We start from the raw sequence: 16,143 nt of genomic DNA on the forward strand, positions 1-16,143 counted from the left end.
GACGAGGGCGAGGCGGAGGTGGGTGGGTGGTTGTTGGGTTTCGGTGGCGGTGAGGAGCATGTCGAGGAGGGTGGGGACGCTGTTCCAGATTGTGATGTGGTGACGGTTGGTCAGTTCGAGCCAGGCTTGGGCGTCCCGGCGTTGGTCTTCGTGGATGAGGACGAGTGCGCCGCCGGCTGAGAGGGGGCCGAAGATGTCGTAGACGGAGAGGTCGAAGTCGAGTGCGGAGACGGCGAGTACGCGGTCGTCGGGGCCGACGGTGTAGCGGTCGTTGATGTCCTGGACGGTGTTGAGTGCGGCGTGGTGGGTGATTTCGACGCCCTTGGGTTCGCCGGTGGAGCCGGAGGTGAAGATGACGTAGGCGAGCGCGTCACCCGCCACCGCCACCGGACCCGCCAACGGCTCGTACTCGTCGCAGTCCGCGACGGACAGCACGGCGACCCCTTCGGGCGCCTGTTCCTGCCGCGCCGTGCTGGTCAGCACGCAGTCGACCCCGGCGCCACGGTAGAGCCGCGCGCGCCGTGCGGCGGGCTGGTCCACCCCCACCGGCACGTACGCGGCGCCGGCCGCCAACACGCCCAGAACCGCCGCGAGTTGATCCGGACCCTTGGGCAGGTGCACCGCCACCGCGCTGCCCGGACCGACGCCGTACGCGCCGAGCAGCGCGGCGATCCGCCTGGCCCGGAGCGCCAGTGCGCCGTAGCCGAGCCGACCGCCGAGCCGACCGCCGGGCGCGCCGTCCCAGAGGCAGGCCGTCCGGTCCGGCTCCCGCTCGGCGCGCGCGAAGAACGGCTCGTGCAGCGCGCTGCTCGGCAGCGGCCCGGCCGTGGCGTTGACGCGGGCCCGGACGGCGCGCTGCGCCGCAGGCAGCAGGTCGGGTACGGGCGCGTCCCAGTCGGAGTCGGCGAGCCAGTCCAGCAGGCGTCCGTACGCGGCGAACATCGCGTCCAGGACACCGGACGGCAGCAACTGCTCCACCGCGTCCCAGTCGTAGTGCAGCCCCTGGGCCGAGTCGTAGACCTGGTTGTCGAGCCAGGTCTGCGGGGTCTGCGAGACCCCCCAGACCCGGGGCAGCAGCCACTCGGCGAGGTCGAGCGACAGGCCGCGAGGGGTGCCCAGCGCACTGGTGAACACCACCGGCATCGCACGGTCCGGTACGCCCTCGGACCTGGCCAGCTCGCGTGCCACCCGGACCGCCGACCAGGCGCGGTGGCTCAAGTCCCTTCCCAGGCGCTGCTGCAGAGCGCGTGCCCGGTCGAGGAAGCCGGCGCCCGGCTCGGGCTGGTAGGCGACGAGCAGCAGTGAGGTGAAGTCGCCCACGATGTCGTCGACGGCCGGATGGACCTCCTGCCGGTCGAACAGCGTCAGGTTGACCGTGAGATCGGTACGGGTACTCCAACGCCCGAGCACCTCGGCATAGCCGGCCAGCAGGACGGCCGACGGCGTCAGTCCGTGCGCCCGGGCCTGTGCGGCGACGGCCTGCCAACGGGCCGTCGGCAGCAATCCCGACCGTCGGACGAAGTGTGGCGCGGTGACCTCCGACGGGTGGGCGGCGAGCGGCAGTTGGGGCGCCGGCGGCAGGTCGGTGAGCCGGTCCGTCCAGTACCGCTGGGCGGCGTCCAGCTCGGTGGGGGAGGGCGCGATTTGCAGCAGGTAGTCGCGGAACGACAGGCCGTCGACCGGCGGGAGCGAGGCGTCCGGAGCCCGGTAGAGCTGATCGAGCTCGGTGAGCACGATCATCATGCTGCGCCCGTCGAGCACGATGTTCTCCAGGCTCACCCCGAGCCGGACGCGCTGCTCCCCGTCCTGCTGGTAGACCAGCGCTCGCAGGTCGATCAGCGGCCAGTGAGCCGGGTCGCGAACCTGGTGCGACATGGCCGCGCGGAACGCGGCGAGTGCCTCCTCGGCGGTCCCGGAGAGCGCCCGCTCGACCGGGATCGTCACCTGGGGGACGTCAGCGAGGATGCGTTGGTCGCCGTGCTCGTCGAAGACGGCCCGCAGCATTTCGTGACGCTCGATCAGCTGGTTCCAGGCCGCTTCGAGACGGCCGAGATCGAGCCCGGTGCCGTCGAACTCGACGTAGTAGTGAGCGCCCACCCCGCCCAGCGGCAGACTGGCGGCGCGGCCGGTCCAGTAGGCGCGTTGCACGTCGGTGGGTGGGAAGGGGTCGTGACGGTGCTCGGGATCGGCGACGACGGTGGTGACCGGTCCGTCCGATACGCGGGTCACGCGTGTGGCGAGATCCTTCAGGACAGGGGACGAGAACACAGCGGACAGTTCCACGGACAGCCCGGCGTTGCGCAGTCGGCTCACCAGGCGGGTGGCCAGCAGCGAGTCACCGCCCAGGCTGAAGAAGCTCTGCTCGCGGCTCACCCGGGTGAGGCCGAGCACCTCGCACCAGACAGCGGCCACCGCGATCTCCACCGGACCGCTCGGCGGCTCGCCGGCCGTCGGGTCGGCGGGCCCGGCGGCGGGTAGCAGGCGCGCCAGCTCCGGGTGGTCGACCTTGCCGTTGGCGGTGAGTGGTAGGGCAGTGGTGCCGAACACCTGGTCCGGGATCATCGCGGCAGGCAGTCGGGCGGCGAGCCAGTCCCGGATCTCGGCCTCGGTGGGCAGCCCGGCGGCCGGGGCCCTGGTGGCGCGCAGCAGTACGTGCCCGTCGGGGAGGGCCGTCGAACCCTGGCCGCCGCCGGGGTGGGCCGGGGACGGGTCGAGGCCGGTCTCCGCCAGCAGGCGGCGCCAGTCCGCGACCGGCAGCAGCGGGGTGCGGCGTTCACGGCGGGCCGGGTCGAGCCGGGTGAAACCGAGGGTCGGCAGGGCGGCGGCGATCAGGGCGAGCGGCGGGAGTACCGTCCGCTCCAGCGCCAGCAGTAGCCCGCCGGGCGCGAGCAGCAGCGCGGCCAGCCCCACGCCGGTCGCCGGGTCGGCGTACGCGTGCAGGGCGTTGTCGGTCACCACCACGTCGAATCGGCTCAGAAGCTCGCCCGTCAGTTGATTGTTCGTCAACTGACGGTAGGTGAACTCACCTGGGAGATTGGCAAGTAGCTCCGCCGCCGCTCCGAGTCTGGTACTGGACTCGTCGAGCAAGGTGTAGTGGTGGCGGCCGTGTTCGGTGGCCAGTCGCAGTGCGGTGCGCCCGCCACCGGCTCCGAGTACGGCTACCTCCAAGGCTGGCACCCCGTTGGGGAGTTCGGCGGCCAGCGCGTCCAGCGCGCGATCCGCGCCGGGAGAGCAGGCGGCGAGCGATTCGGGCGCCAGCAGCGGGTCGTCGACCAGCGTGAGGGGATCCAACTCGCCTCGTACGGCGGCGGCGAGGTCCGCCAGCCGCTGCTCGAGCCGCTCCGCGACCGTGGCGAGCTTTCCGGTGAAGGGCACCGGGGTGGGGTCGGGACGGCGGGTGATGGCGTAGCCGTGCGGAGACCGCGTAAGCACACCACGGGTGGCGAGCCAGTCGAACCAGAGCCGGAGCAGCGGCTGCCACTCGGGCAACGCGCCCCAGTTCCGGGCCAGTTCGGCGAGTGGGGTGGGTGTGGAGGTGACTCCTGCTTCAGCGGCTGCGAGGCGGGCGAGGAAGGACTCGACCACGCGGGCTTCGGGGTCGGTCAACTCGGCTTCGGTCAAGTCGGCTTCGGTCCACTCCACTTCGAGGGCGTCAGGTTCGGGTCCGTCCACCGTCCGCGGGCCCGGCACCGAGCCGCAGGCGGTGTCGACAGTGTCGGCAGGGTCGACGGGTTCGACGTGGCCGGCTGTGCGGCCGGGCCCGGCCTTCGGCGTGGCCACCGCCACCAGCCGCTTGGCCGCGCCGTCGCCGACCGTGAGGACCGTGCACCGGCCGATCGCGGGGTGCGCCTGGAGCGCGGCCTCGACCTCGCCCAGCTCGGTGCGTACGCCACGGATCTTGACCTGGCGGTCGATCCGGCCCAGGAACTCCAGCGTGCCGTCAGGCCAGTACCGTCCCCGGTCACCCGTCCGGTACCAGCGGCCACCCTCGTGGGTGACGAACCTGTCCGCCGTGAGTGCCGGGTCACCGAGGTAGCCGAGTGCCACGCCCGCGCCTCCGATCCACAGCTCGCCGGCCACCTGGTCGGGGCGGTCGGCGCCGTTCGGTCCGACCACCCGGAAGCGCTGGTTGCGCAGGGGGAACCCGTACGGGACGGACGTCCAGGTCGCGGGGATTTCGGTCACCTCGAACAGGTTCGACCAGATCGACGCCTCGGTCGCACCGCCGAGGGCGACGAAGCGGCAGGTCTTGCTGGTCTGCTGGGCGAGCCGCCCGGGCAGGTCGAGGCCGATCCAGTCGCCGGACACCAGCGCCAGCCGCAGCCGCAGCCGTTCCGGGTCCGGTTCGACCCCGGTCGCGGTCGCGGTTTCGGTTGCGGTGAGCAGCATGTCGAGCAGGACCGGCACCGAGTTCCAGATCGTCACGCGATGACGCGCGATCAGCTCGGCCCAGGCCAGGGGGTCGCGCCGCTGCGCCTCGCCTACGAGCACCAGGGCGCCGCCGGCCGACAGCAGACCGAAGATGTCGTAGACCGACAGGTCGAAGTCGAGCGCGGAGACACCGAGCACCCGGTCGGCGGGACCGACCGCGAAGCGTTCGCCCAGGTCATCGATGGTGTTGACGGCCGCGTCGTGGGCCACCGAGACGCCCTTCGGCTCGCCGGTGGTGCCCGAGGTGAAGATCACGTAGGCGGGCGCATCGGCCGGCACCGGAACGGGCCCCGCGAGCGGCGGGTGCTCGCACGCCGTCGCGATGTCGAGCGCCGACACTGCTACCGGGAGGCCGTTGTCAGCACCGGGCCCGGCCACCAGCAGCCGGACACCGGCTCGTTCCAGGATCCGTTGCCGCCGCCGGGCGGGCTGGTCGATGCCCACGGGTACGTACGTGCCGCCGGCGGCGAGCACCCCGAGCACCGCCGCGATCTGATCGGCACCCCGGGCAACCGAGACGGCCACGGCTTCGCCGACCTGTAGTCCGCGCTCGCGCAGCACGGCGGCCACGCCGAGCGCACGCCGCGCCAGCGTGCCGTAGCTCATCGCCGAGTCGCTGTTGCTGCCGCTGTCGCTTTCGGTGCCCCAGAGCAGTGCGGGGCTGTCCGGCTGCTGCACGGCGCGGTCGAAGAAGCCCTCGTGCAGGCGACGGCCCGAGCGTGGCATGGCGGTGGCGTTGGCACGCGCGCGGACGGCCAGCTGCCGGGGCAGCGGGGCCGGTCGGGCGGGCCCGGTCCAGCCCGCCTCCTCGGCGTCCTCGGCGTCCTCGGCTTTCTCGGAGGCGAGGCGGTCGACCAACTCCCGGTAGCTGTCGAACATGTCGTCGACCAGCCCGGCTGGGAAGAGGTCGTCGACCGAGTCCCAGCACAGCTCGACGCCACCCCGCGACTCGTACACCTGGTGGTCCAGCCATACCTGTGGGGTCTGCGAGATCATCCAGCCCAACTCGCCGATGGTCGACCGTACTTCGCTCTCGACGAGTTCGTCCCCCAGAGTGCAGGCGAATACGACGGGTGCGCGCCTCGGCTCGCCCCCGTGGGCACGGGCCAGGTCGCGCAGCACCTCCACGCCGGAGTAGGCGCTGTGCGCGGCGGCGGCTCTGAACTCGGCCTGCAACGAACGGGCGCGCTCCAGGAACGGCACTTCGGTGGAGACGTCCACTGTGAGCAGCAGAAGATTGGTGAAATCGGCCACCATGCCCTGGACGGCCGGGTGGACCGCGTCGCGGTCGAACAGCGGCAGGCTGAGCAGGAATCGGGGGCTTTCGCTGAACGCTCCGAGCACCTCGGCGTACGCGGCGGCGAGCGCCATCGCCGGAGTCGTACCGCCCTGGCGCGCGCGGTGGCTGAACCGTTGCCAGGCGTCTGGCTCCAGGCGGTGCCGTCGCCGGGTGAAGCGAGGCCTGCCCAGCCGGGCCGGGTCGGCGGCCAGTGGCAGGCCCGGCCCGTCCGGGAGTTCGGCGAGGCGGCCCTGCCAGTACGCCTGCGCTTCCCGGTGCGCTTCGGCGCGGTGGGCCGAGCGGTCGGCGAGGTAGTGCGCGAAGCAGAAGTCGTCTGCCGGCTCGGGGAGTTGAGGGGAATCGGGTGAGCCGTAGGCGCGGGCGAGGTCGGCCAACAGGATCCTGATGCTCTCGACATCCGCGACCAGCAGATCGATACCGAGGTGGATGCGGGTGGCGCCACCGGGCAGCAGCGAGAGCTGGACATCCAGCACCTCGCCCAGCTCCACGCGGAGCCGCTGGTGCGAGAGGGCGTCCCGGACGGCTGCCAGCCGCTCGGACGCCGGCTGCTCCGGCAGGTCCCGGAGCTCGTGCACCACCAGGCCGGGCCACCGGCCGGTCGGCATGATCTGCTGACTGCCGTCCGCCAGGAAGCGGGCCCGGAGCATGCCATGGCGGGCGATCACGGCGCGTACGGCGGTTTCGAGCCGCTCGGGGACGATGCCCGAGCCGTCGAACTCGAAGTAGGCATGGCAGCCCACCGAGCCGAGCACCTGGTCGTCGCGCCGCCCGATCCAGTAGGCGTGCTGAACCGGCGTCAACGGGAAGGGCGCGACCGGATCGACCTCCGCGACGCCCGTCCCGCCGACCCTGGCCGTCCCGTCGGCCGTGCTGCTCCCGCCGACCCCGCCCGTCCTACCGACCCCGCCCGTCCCGCCGACCCCGTCCGTCCCGTCCGCTGCGGCGGACGCGCTCTGCGACCGTGGTTCCGGCACGTGCGCGTCGGTCAGGGCCGACCACTCGGCGATCGTCGGGCATTCCGCCAGCGTGAGGAAGGTGACCGGGACGCCCTGTCGGCGCAGCCAGCCGGCCAGGCTCATCAGCCGGATCGAGTCCATGCCGAGCTCGGCCAGGTTGGCGGTGTCCCCGAGGTCCTGCGGCCTGCAGTCGAGCAGGCCGGCGACCGCATTTCTGATTGCGTCCGGTGCAATCGATTGGCGGAGGGCCGGTAGCGCCTCATGTTCGGTGGCCGAAATCCCATGCTGCGGTGAAAGCATCCCTCGCCCATCGCTCGGATAGCAGTGTACTTGTCCTACTGCGCCACATCGAAGGTTGTCCGTCCAGAAACTAATACACCAACCTTCCCGCTTCCGGCAAAAGCTGTCCCCGTGTGCGGTGCTGAATGAAAATGGCGCTAAAGTGTGGCGGGGCCCGCCAGTTGGATTGTGGACGACTGCATGCGGCCTCTCAATGCGGCTACTCATGGAATATTCGGATAAGTGGGATGAAATCCAGAGCGGGCACCCTTGATGCACTACTGCGCGAGCAGGCCGGGCGGCGCCCCGATCGGCCGGCGCTGGTCTCGCCCGCCGGGCACGTCACCAGCTACGGCGAGCTCGACCGCGCCGTCGGGCGGCTGGCCGGGCGACTGGCCCGGCTGGGCCTGGTGGCCGGCGACCGGATCGTCGTTCAACTCCCCAACTGCGTCGAATTCATACTTCTGATCTTCGCCCTTTTTCGCCTGGGGGTGATTCCGGTCCTCGCCCTGCCGGGGCATCGTAGAAGCGAGATCGATCATCTGTGTAAGATGACCGAGGCGGTGGGCTACGCCATCCCTCGCAGGCATGCCGGATTCGACTTCATTCCCCTGGCGGAGGAGGTGCGCCGGGGGAATTACGGGCTGCGCCATATCCTGGTCGAGGGGAACACGGACAGACCTCTCGCCGCGCATTCCGACGACGTATTCCTACTTCAGGGTGATACCGATCTCCCGCCCGGTCGGGAGGAAACCGAATTCCCCGGACCGAACTCGGCGGACCTGGCGCTGCTCCTGTTGTCGGGTGGGACGACGGGTACGCCGAAACTCATTCCCAGGACGCACCGGGACTACGTCTACAACGTCACGGAGAGTGCCGCACTGTGCGGCCTGGACGAGGCCGGCGTCTACCTGGCGGCGCTGCCCGTCGCGCACAACTTCGCTCTCGGCTGCCCGGGCGTGCTGGGCACGCTGGCGGTCGGTGGCACGGTCGTGCTCGCCCCGGACGCGGCCCCGGACCAGCTGTTCCCGCTGATCGAACGGCAGCGGGTGACGGTGTCCGCGCTCACTCCGCCACTGCTCACGCTCTGGCTGGCGGAGGCCGCCTGGACCGAGGCCGACCTGTCCAGCCTGCGCCTGCTGCAGGTCGGTGGCGCCAGGTTGAGCCGGGCCGACGCCGCGCGGGTCGGGCCGGAGTTGGGCTGCCGGCTCCAGCAGGTGTTCGGCATGGCCGAGGGCCTGCTCTGCTTCACCCGGCCCGATGATCCCGAGGAGACCGTGTTCTCCACCCAGGGCCGCCCCCTCGCGGCAGCGGACGAACTCCGGGTGGTGGACGGCGACGACCACGAGGTCGCGCCCGGTGACGTCGGCCGGCTGCTCGTACGCGGCCCGTACACGATCCGGAGCTACTACCGGGCACCCGAGTACGACGCCACCGCCTTCACCACGGACGGCTACTACCGCACGGGCGACCTGGTACGGATCACTCCGACCGGCCACCTGGTCGTCGAGGGGCGGGTCAAGGACGTCATCAACCGGGGCGGCGAGAAGGTGCCCGCCGCCGAGGTCGAGGACCACCTGTCGGCCCACCCGCTGATCGCCCAGGTCGCGCTCGTCGGTATGCCGGACGGACTGCTCGGTGAACGGACCTGTGCGTACGTCGTACCGCAGGGCACCCCGCCGGCCCTGGGTGAGCTGGCCGCCTTCCTGCGCGGCCGGGGGCTGGCCGCGTACAAGCTGCCCGACCGGCTCGAGGTCGTGGACGTGCTCCCGCGTACCGGCGTGGGCAAGGTCGACAAGCGCGAACTCGCGACCGGTATCGCCGCGAAACTGCGTGCGGAACGCCTCGCGCGCGCGTGAATCCGACCGTGCGTGCATCCGACCAGCGTGATCCGACCGCGCGTGAATCCAACAGAGCGAAGAGCCGTGAGGGAGAAGCCATGACTCCACGTCAGCACTACCGGGAGACCGAGGTCGACGCACCGCACGACCCGCTGCTGGTGGCCGCGCGACTGGCCAGGTCGCACCGGGGCGAGACCCAGGTCGTCCATGAGCGGGGCGACACCTGGAGCTTCGGGGTGGGAACGCTGGCGGAGATCGTGGTCGACCGGCAGCTCGTCCACTACGTCTGCGGCGCGGACCGGCGCAGTATCGTCTGGCACGGCCGGCCCCTGCCCGTGGTCGCCGCCCTGCTCGACGGGCTGCCGGTGGAGGGCTGGCGCGCGTACGGCTGGGCGGCGTTCGACCTGGCGGCCGCCGAGGCCGGCGGGTTCCCGGACGGATTTCCTGATGGTACGTCAACTCCGCTTCTGCACCTGATTGTCCCAAGGGACGAGGTCAGGTTGACGGCCGGTCGGGCGCTGCTCCGGACCACCGGCCAGGACGCACCGGCCCGGCTCGCCGCGCTGATCTCCGAAACGCCGACCGGTCCCGGCCCGGCGGGGGGTGTGCCCGGGCTCGATCTGGCTGCCGACGGCGGCCAGTACCGGAAGTTGGTGGCCGAGGTGCTGGCCGACATCGCCGCCGGATCGGTCGACAAGGTCGTGCTCAGCAGGGTCGTCCCGGTGCCCGGCGCGATCGACCTGGTGGACACCTTCGTACTCGGTCGGCTCAACAACACCCCGGCCCGGTCGTTCCTGCTCGACCTGGGCGGCCTGCGGGCGGCCGGCTTCAGCCCGGAGCTGGTCGTCACGGTCTCCGCCGACGGCCTGGTACGGACCCAGCCACTGGCGGGCACCAGGGCCCGCACCGACTCCGCCGCCGAGAACCAGCGGCTGCGCGCCGAACTGCTCGGCGACGCGAAGGAGATCCACGAACACCGGATCTCGGTGGAGGCCGCGCGCGAGGAGCTCGGCACGGTGTGCGAGGCCGGCAGCGTCACGATCGACGAGTACATGGTCGTCAAGGAGCGCGGTACCGTGCAGCACCTGGCCTCGGGGCTCTCCGGCCGGCTCTCGGCGGGTTTGAACTGCTGGGACGCGTTCACCGCGCTGTTCCCCGCGATCACCGCCACCGGCGTGCCCAAGCCCGCCGCCGTCGCCGCCATCCGACAGTACGAACAGGCTCCACGTGAGATGTACGGGGGCGCGATGCTGACCGTCGACGCCACCGGCGCGCTCGATGCCGCTCTGGTGCTGCGCGCGGTGTACGAGGAAGCCGGACAGGCCTGGCTGCGCGCGGGGGCGGGGATCGTGGCGCAGTCCGTCCCGGCACGCGAGCTGGAGGAGACGTGCGAGAAGCTGCGCAGCGTTGCGGCGTATCTGGTACCTGCCCGCACGTCCTAGCGCCCGGCGCTCCGCCTGGCCCCGGTCTGCGGCGTTCAGGCTGTGAGCAGTGCGGCGGCGGGCATTACGTGACGGCGGGCATTACGTGACGGCGGCTCCATCCGAGTCGGATGGAGCCGCCGTCATTGCGGAAGAAGGGGTGGATCAGCTCTCGACGACGCCGGAGGCCGCGATCTCGATCTTGGCGCGGGTGGAGCCCGAGGGGGAGCCCAGCTTCTCGATCTGCTGGACCAGCTCGGAGCCCTCGACGACCTCGCCGAAGACGACGTGCTTGCCGTCGAGCCACGGGGTGACGACCGTGGTGATGAAGAACTGCGAGCCGTTGGTGTTGCGGCCGGCGTTCGCCATCGACAGCAGGAACGGGCGGTCGTGCTTCAGCTGGAAGTTCTCGTCCGCGAACTTCGCGCCGTAGATGCTCTTGCCGCCGGTGCCGTTCTGGTTGGTGAAGTCGCCACCCTGGAGCATGAACTCCGGGATGACGCGGTGGAACGGCGAGCCCGCGTAGCCGAAGCCGTGCTGGCCGGTGGCGAGCTCGCGGAAGTTCTGGGCGGTCTTCGGGACGACCTCGTCGAAGAGGTTGAAGACGATACGGCCGGCGGCCTCGCCGTTGATGTTGATGTCGAAGTAGACGTTGCTCATGGGGTCCATCCTGTCACTACCCGCACGCGGGTGCGGTAGGTGGTCGACGGTTTCACGCTGTCGGACGCCCCGGGGGTGTCGACTTGTCGCTGATCCGGGCGGTGCGCTGCCGCCGCCCGGGCTGGTGCAGGTGACGGCGATGCCGAGGAACCGGGGCTGCCGGTCCGCTCCGCGCCGGTCGTTCCGGCCGAGGTGGCGGGGCGGGTCGGTCCTGTTGAGCCGGGGGCGCACGATGGTAGTGAGGGCGCAGGCTCTCGACACCACCGGCAAACGACCAGCGGCTGACCGGGTACCGGCCGCCGCGGGACAGAGGACCCCACCATGGCCACTTTGGCTCTCGACGCCACGGCAGTGGAGAAGCTCGTCTCCGCCGCGGCGGCCGCCCCCTCCATCCACAACACCCAGCCCTGGCACTACCGGCCGCGCCCCGAGACCGCCACCCTTGAGGTGCGGGCCGCCCGCGAACGCGCGGTTCCGGACACCGACCCCGGGGGCCGCGCACTGCACATCTCGGTCGGTGCCGCCGTGTTCAACCTGCACACCGCCGCCCGCCACCTCGGCTGGTCGCCGGAGGTGCGGTTGCTGCCGGACCCGGCCGAACCCGACCTGCTGGCAGCCGTCAGGCTGGATGCCCGCTCCGCCGCCGCGCTGCCCGCCACCGACGAGCTGTACCAGGCCATCTGGCACCGGCACACCATCCGCACCCCGTTCACCGGCCCCCCGGTCCCCGCCGCCCTGCTCGACGAGCTGGTCGAGGCCGCCCGTGCCGAGGACGCGACGCTCTACCTGCCGAGCCCCGAGGAGACACACCGGCTGCTGGAACTGACCGCCGAGGCCGAGCGGCGTAGCACCACCGACCCGGCGCGCAGCGCGGAGAGCCGCAGCTGGATCCAGGGCCCGGGCAGCGAGCCGTACGGTATCCCGGCCTCCGCGCTCGGGCCGCAGGACTCCGCCGGACAGTTGCCGATGCGGGACTTCGCCGCTCTCCGCCCGGCCGAGCACATCCCCGCCGCTCCCTTCGAGGCCGAGCCTTGCATCACCGTCCTCGCCACCGACCACGACCGGCCGGCCGACTGGCTGCGCACCGGGATGGCGCTGGAGCACGTCCTGCTCCTGGCCACGGTGCACCAGGTGCGGGCCTCCCTGCTGCACCAGGCCATGGAGTGGCCCTACCTCCGCTGGTCCACCCGTGACCCGGAGCGCGGGCCCGGGCACGTACAGATGCTGATCCGCCTCGGGTACGGACCGGAGGGTGCGGCCACGCCCCGGCTGCCGGTGTCGCGGGTGCTGGACACCGACACCTGAGGAGGTGTCCGACGGCGCGCCGTACCGATCCAGCACCCGCCGACCGGAAGAATCCGAAGTCGATCGACTTCGACGGACGGACGAACGGACGGGAGGAGGTGGACGGTCGTGGATGAGAACACCGCGCCCAGTGACGAGTCGGCCGGGGTGTCGGCCGGCCCCGGCGGCATCGGCCGGCGCATCGCGCTGCGGAGCCAGGCGCTCGGGCTCACCGGCGAGCAGGTGGCGAAGCGGGCGGGGATGTCCCCGCGCTACCTCCAGCACCTGACAGAAGTCGGCACGGACTTCGACCCCGGGGCCCTCCTGCGGGTGGCCGCCGTCCTGCAGGTGACATACCGGGAGCTGCTGGAAGGCCGTACGGACGCTCCGCCGGGGCAGGCTCCGGCCGCGCCGCACCCGGTACTGATGAAGCTCACGACACCCGAATGCTGGGACAGGCTCGGCGAGCACGGAATCGGGCGAGTGGCCCTGTCCGGCGACGCCGGGCCCGCCGTTCTGCCGGTGAACTACCTCGTGGACTCGGGCACGATCGTCTACCGGACGGCACCCGGCCACGTGACGGCGGCGGCCGTGGGCCACGAGGTCGCCTTCGAGGTCGACCACGTGGACGACCAACTGAGCCAGGGCTGGAGCGTCCTGATCGTCGGCACGGCCGAACACCTCACCGACCCGGACACCGTCCAGCGGCTCGCGGAAGTGGACGAGGCCAAGCCGTGGGCGGGTGGCGCGCGAAACCTGTGGATCCGTGTCGTTCCGGCCCGGGTCACCGGCCGCCGCATCGGCACCCTGTGACCTTCACCTGGCAGGGCGGCTCTGCGCCTGCCCTGCCAGGTGCGCGAGCGGCGTCGGCGCGGCGGCCCACCGCCCGGTCCGGCGCCTGGGGCGCTCCCGTTCCCGCTGCCGCCGACCGCCGGGGCGGCCGTCGACGGGCAGACGGAGGGTCAGTTCCGGGCGGTCGCCGGTCGCGGGGTGGTGGTGACCGGGGTCGGGACGGCCCGGCGGCCCGGGACAAGGAGGGCGGCCAGGGCGGCTGCCAGGCAGAACATGGCGAGCAGGGCGAAGCCGTTCGTGTAGCCCGACGCGTAGGGGCGGCCGGAGGGCTGGAGGTGGCCGGTGACCAGGCCGGTCATCAGGGCGGCGCCGATGGAACCGCCGATGGTGCGGATGTTGGCGTTCATGCCGGTGGCCGCGCCGGTCTGCGCCGCCGGGACACTCTGGACGATCAGGTTGCTCATCGAGGCGAAGGCCAGCCCGATGCCGAGGCCGAACACGCCTGCCGCCAGGGCGACCTGCCACGGCTGACCGTGCCAGGCGGCGAGTATCGCGCACGCGACGGAGCCGAGGACGGCGCCCGTGGTGAGCTGCGCCTTGGCGGGGAAGCGGCCGGCCAGCCGTCCACTGAGGACGCCGGCGACGAACATGGCCACGAGCATCGGCAGCATCAGCAGTCCGGCACCCGTGACGCTCGCCCCGAACCCGTAGCCCGCCGAGGACGGGGTCTGCGCGAACCCGGGGAGGAACGCCCAGACCGCGTACATGCCGCCACCGAAGAGCAGCGCGGCGGTGTTGGTCGTCCAGACCGCCGGCAGGCGCATGATGCGCAGGTCGATCAGCGGGTTGCGCGAGCGGGCCTCGGCCAGGCCCCAGAGGGCGAAGAGGACGACGGCCGCCGCGAGCAGGAGGATCACGGTGGCGGAGCCCCAGCCCCATTTCGAGGCCTGGCTGATGGGCAGCAGCAGCGCCACCAGCCAACCCGAAAGCAGTATGGAGGAAAGCCAGTTGACGCTTCCTTCGGTACGGTTCGGCGACTCGGGCACGTACCGGTGGGCGATCAGTGCGGTGATCGCGACGATGATCACGGGGAACCAGAACAGCCAGCGGTAGTCCAGCGCGCCGACGATCGGTCCGGCCAGGACCATGCCGAGGCCGCTGCCCACCGCGATGACAGCGGACAGGTTGCTGATGCTCGCGGGCACCCGTGCGGCGGGGAACTCGTCGCGGATGATGCCGAAGGAGAGCGGGAACAACGCACCGGCGATGCCCTGGATGACCCGGGCGACGATCAGCACGGTGATGTCGGGAGCGACGGCCGCGACGAGGCAGCCGACCAGGAGGGCGACGAGCGCCGCGACGAGTGTGCGCTTCTTGCCGACCAGGTCACCGACCCGGCCGAGGATCGGCGTGAAGATCGAGGCGGAGAGCAGATAGGCGGTCATCACCCACGTGACGGTGGCCTGTGAGGTGTGCATCGCGTGCTGCACCGTCGGCAGGGCGGGCGTGATCAGCGACTGGAGCAGGGCGAACACGCCTGCGCCGGTCGCGAGGACGCCGAAGGTGAGGCGATTGGAGTGCCGGTTCATCGAACCTTCTCGGGACGCGGGAGAGGGGCGGGCAACGGCCCCGGTGGTAAAGTGGAGGTGCGCCTCCAGATTAGCGGAGGCATCCCTCCGTTTCAATCGGATATCCGAAATGAGGTCCTCGTGCCGGAACAGGTCGTCGTCGGCGACTTCCTCGCGGCCCAGCGTCCGCGCCGCGCCGACGCCGCGCGCAACTTCGACGCGCTGCTGGTCGCCGCCCGCGAGGCTTTCGCCGAGCACGGCGCGGAGGCCTCGCTGGAGGACATCGCCCGCCGCGCGGGTGTCGGCATCGGCACCCTCTACCGGAACTTCCCCACTCGCAGGCACCTGTTCGAGGCGGTCTACGCCAACGAGGTCGACGAACTGTGTTTGGTGGCCGAGGAACTGTCCGCCGAGCCGCCATGGGAGGCGCTGACCGGCTGGCTGCGCCGGTTCGTCGCCTACACCGTGACCAAGCGCGCCATCCGGGACGCACTGGAGGGGGAGGAGACCGGCGTCTTCCTGGCCTGCCGCCAGTCGATGTACGACGCGTGCACACCGCTGCTCGAACGTGCACAGGAGGCCGGGGAGGTGCGGTCGGACATGAGCATCGACGACCTGCTGCGTCTCGTCTCCGGCATCAGCTCGGTCGTCTTCCCCGACGACGAACAGCGTGACCGGGTGCTGGGGATCGCCCTGGACGGCGTGCGCGGCGTCCAGCAGATCGGCCGGTAGGCAGCCGATCAGCCACGGACCAGGGCGAGAGGAACTGCGCGATGCGGGAGCCTGCGGGCCAGTGGCCTGCCAGGGTGCCCGTGGTTGTTCGATAGTTGCGGGCGAGCACCGCGGCCTGGATCGGTAGCTCGCCCGCAACTACACGGTCAGTTACTGAAACGCCCGCCTCGGCTGTGCTGACATCCCCGAGTGAGCCTTGGTGTCACTTTCGCCAGAACAGGTGGTGCGTCACGCCGCTCGGGCTGGGCACGACCTCGAGGTGGAACCGGTCGAGCAGCTCATCGGGTGACTCCCAGAGTCGTACTCCGGACCCGAGCTTCACCGGCGAGACCACCACATGCATGGTGTCGACGAGGTCGGCGTCGAGGAACTGCCGGATGGTGGTAACCCCGCCGCCGAGTCGGACGTCCTTGCCCTGCGCCGCTTCCCGCGCCTGTTCGAGGACCGTGGCCGGGTCGCCCTCGACGAAGTGGAACGTGGTGTCGGAGAGCGTGAACGAAGGCCGCTTGTGGTGGGTCATGACGAACACCGGGGTGTGGAACGGGGGCACCTCGCCCCACCAGCCGAGCCAGTCATGGTCCTGCCAGGGCCCGCGCTGGGGTCCGAACTTGTTGCGGCCCATGATCTCGGCGCCGATGTTGCGGGCGAAGTCCCGCGTGAAGTAGTCGTCGAGACCACGGCTCCCGCCGGGCTCGGTGCGGATGGGCCAGCTCGCCGTGGCGCCGGCCCAGGAGAACAGCCTCCCGGGATCGACATGACCGAACGGCCTCTCGAGGGTCTGGTCCTCACCGGCACCGATCCCGTCACTCGAGACGGTGATGTTCTGGACTCTCAGTAGCTGAGCCACGTGTTCCTCCTGTGGTGTCGACAACGGTGGTG

General features: G+C 71.3%; 9 protein-coding genes. 5 read left to right on the forward strand and 4 right to left on the reverse strand.

The window, feature by feature from the left end:
• Positions 1–7,194: amino acid adenylation domain-containing protein (locus P3T29_RS17255; protein ID WP_348532836.1), on the reverse strand; the 7,194-nt coding region annotated here is incomplete at its 3' end.
• Positions 7,195–7,214: 20 nt separating this feature from the next.
• On the opposite strand from P3T29_RS17255, the gene P3T29_RS17260 reads away from it, so the two are divergent.
• Positions 7,215–8,825 (forward strand): AMP-binding protein, encoded by a 1,611-nt coding sequence (locus P3T29_RS17260; protein WP_280717370.1) that lies wholly within the window; start codon positions 7,215–7,217, stop codon positions 8,823–8,825.
• Positions 8,826–8,905: 80 nt separating this feature from the next.
• A complete protein-coding gene (locus P3T29_RS17265) occupies positions 8,906–10,249 on the forward strand; it encodes a salicylate synthase (protein WP_280717371.1) in 1,344 nt (447 codons plus the stop codon).
• Positions 10,250–10,393: 144 nt separating this feature from the next.
• Here P3T29_RS17265 and P3T29_RS17270 read toward each other — a convergent pair whose 3' ends face one another.
• Complete coding sequence (locus P3T29_RS17270) at positions 10,394–10,888, reverse strand: peptidylprolyl isomerase (protein WP_280717372.1); 495 nt, start codon at positions 10,886–10,888, stop codon at positions 10,394–10,396.
• 321 nt (positions 10,889–11,209) lie between these two features.
• Here P3T29_RS17270 and P3T29_RS17275 point away from each other — a divergent pair, with 321 nt between their 5' ends.
• Both P3T29_RS17275 and P3T29_RS17280 read left to right on the forward strand, forming a co-directional pair.
• Complete coding sequence (locus P3T29_RS17275) at positions 11,210–12,193, forward strand: hypothetical protein (protein ID WP_280717373.1); 984 nt, start codon at positions 11,210–11,212, stop codon at positions 12,191–12,193.
• A gap of 108 nt (positions 12,194–12,301) precedes the next feature.
• Entirely contained in the window at positions 12,302–12,985 is a 684-nt protein-coding gene (locus P3T29_RS17280) for a pyridoxamine 5'-phosphate oxidase family protein (protein WP_280717374.1), read from the forward strand.
• 149 nt (positions 12,986–13,134) lie between these two features.
• Here P3T29_RS17280 and P3T29_RS17285 read toward each other — a convergent pair whose 3' ends face one another.
• Complete coding sequence (locus P3T29_RS17285) at positions 13,135–14,553, reverse strand: MFS transporter (RefSeq protein ID WP_280717375.1); 1,419 nt, start codon at positions 14,551–14,553, stop codon at positions 13,135–13,137.
• A 120-nt stretch (positions 14,554–14,673) separates the two neighbouring features.
• Here P3T29_RS17285 and P3T29_RS17290 point away from each other — a divergent pair, with 120 nt between their 5' ends.
• Positions 14,674–15,264 carry a helix-turn-helix domain-containing protein gene (locus P3T29_RS17290; protein WP_280717376.1) on the forward strand — a complete coding sequence of 197 codons (591 nt, stop codon included), beginning with the start codon at positions 14,674–14,676 and terminating at the stop codon, positions 15,262–15,264.
• A 202-nt stretch (positions 15,265–15,466) separates the two neighbouring features.
• Here the strand turns inward: P3T29_RS17290 and P3T29_RS17295 are convergent, their stop codons facing one another.
• The gene (locus P3T29_RS17295; RefSeq protein WP_280717377.1) at positions 15,467–16,111 is read right to left on the reverse strand and encodes a dihydrofolate reductase family protein; all 645 of its coding nucleotides are present in this window, start codon (positions 16,109–16,111) and stop codon (positions 15,467–15,469) included.
• Positions 16,112–16,143: the final 32 nt, after the last annotated feature.

This window comes from Kitasatospora sp. MAP5-34 (genome assembly GCF_029894335.1).
GTDB lineage: Bacteria > Actinomycetota > Actinomycetes > Streptomycetales > Streptomycetaceae > Kitasatospora.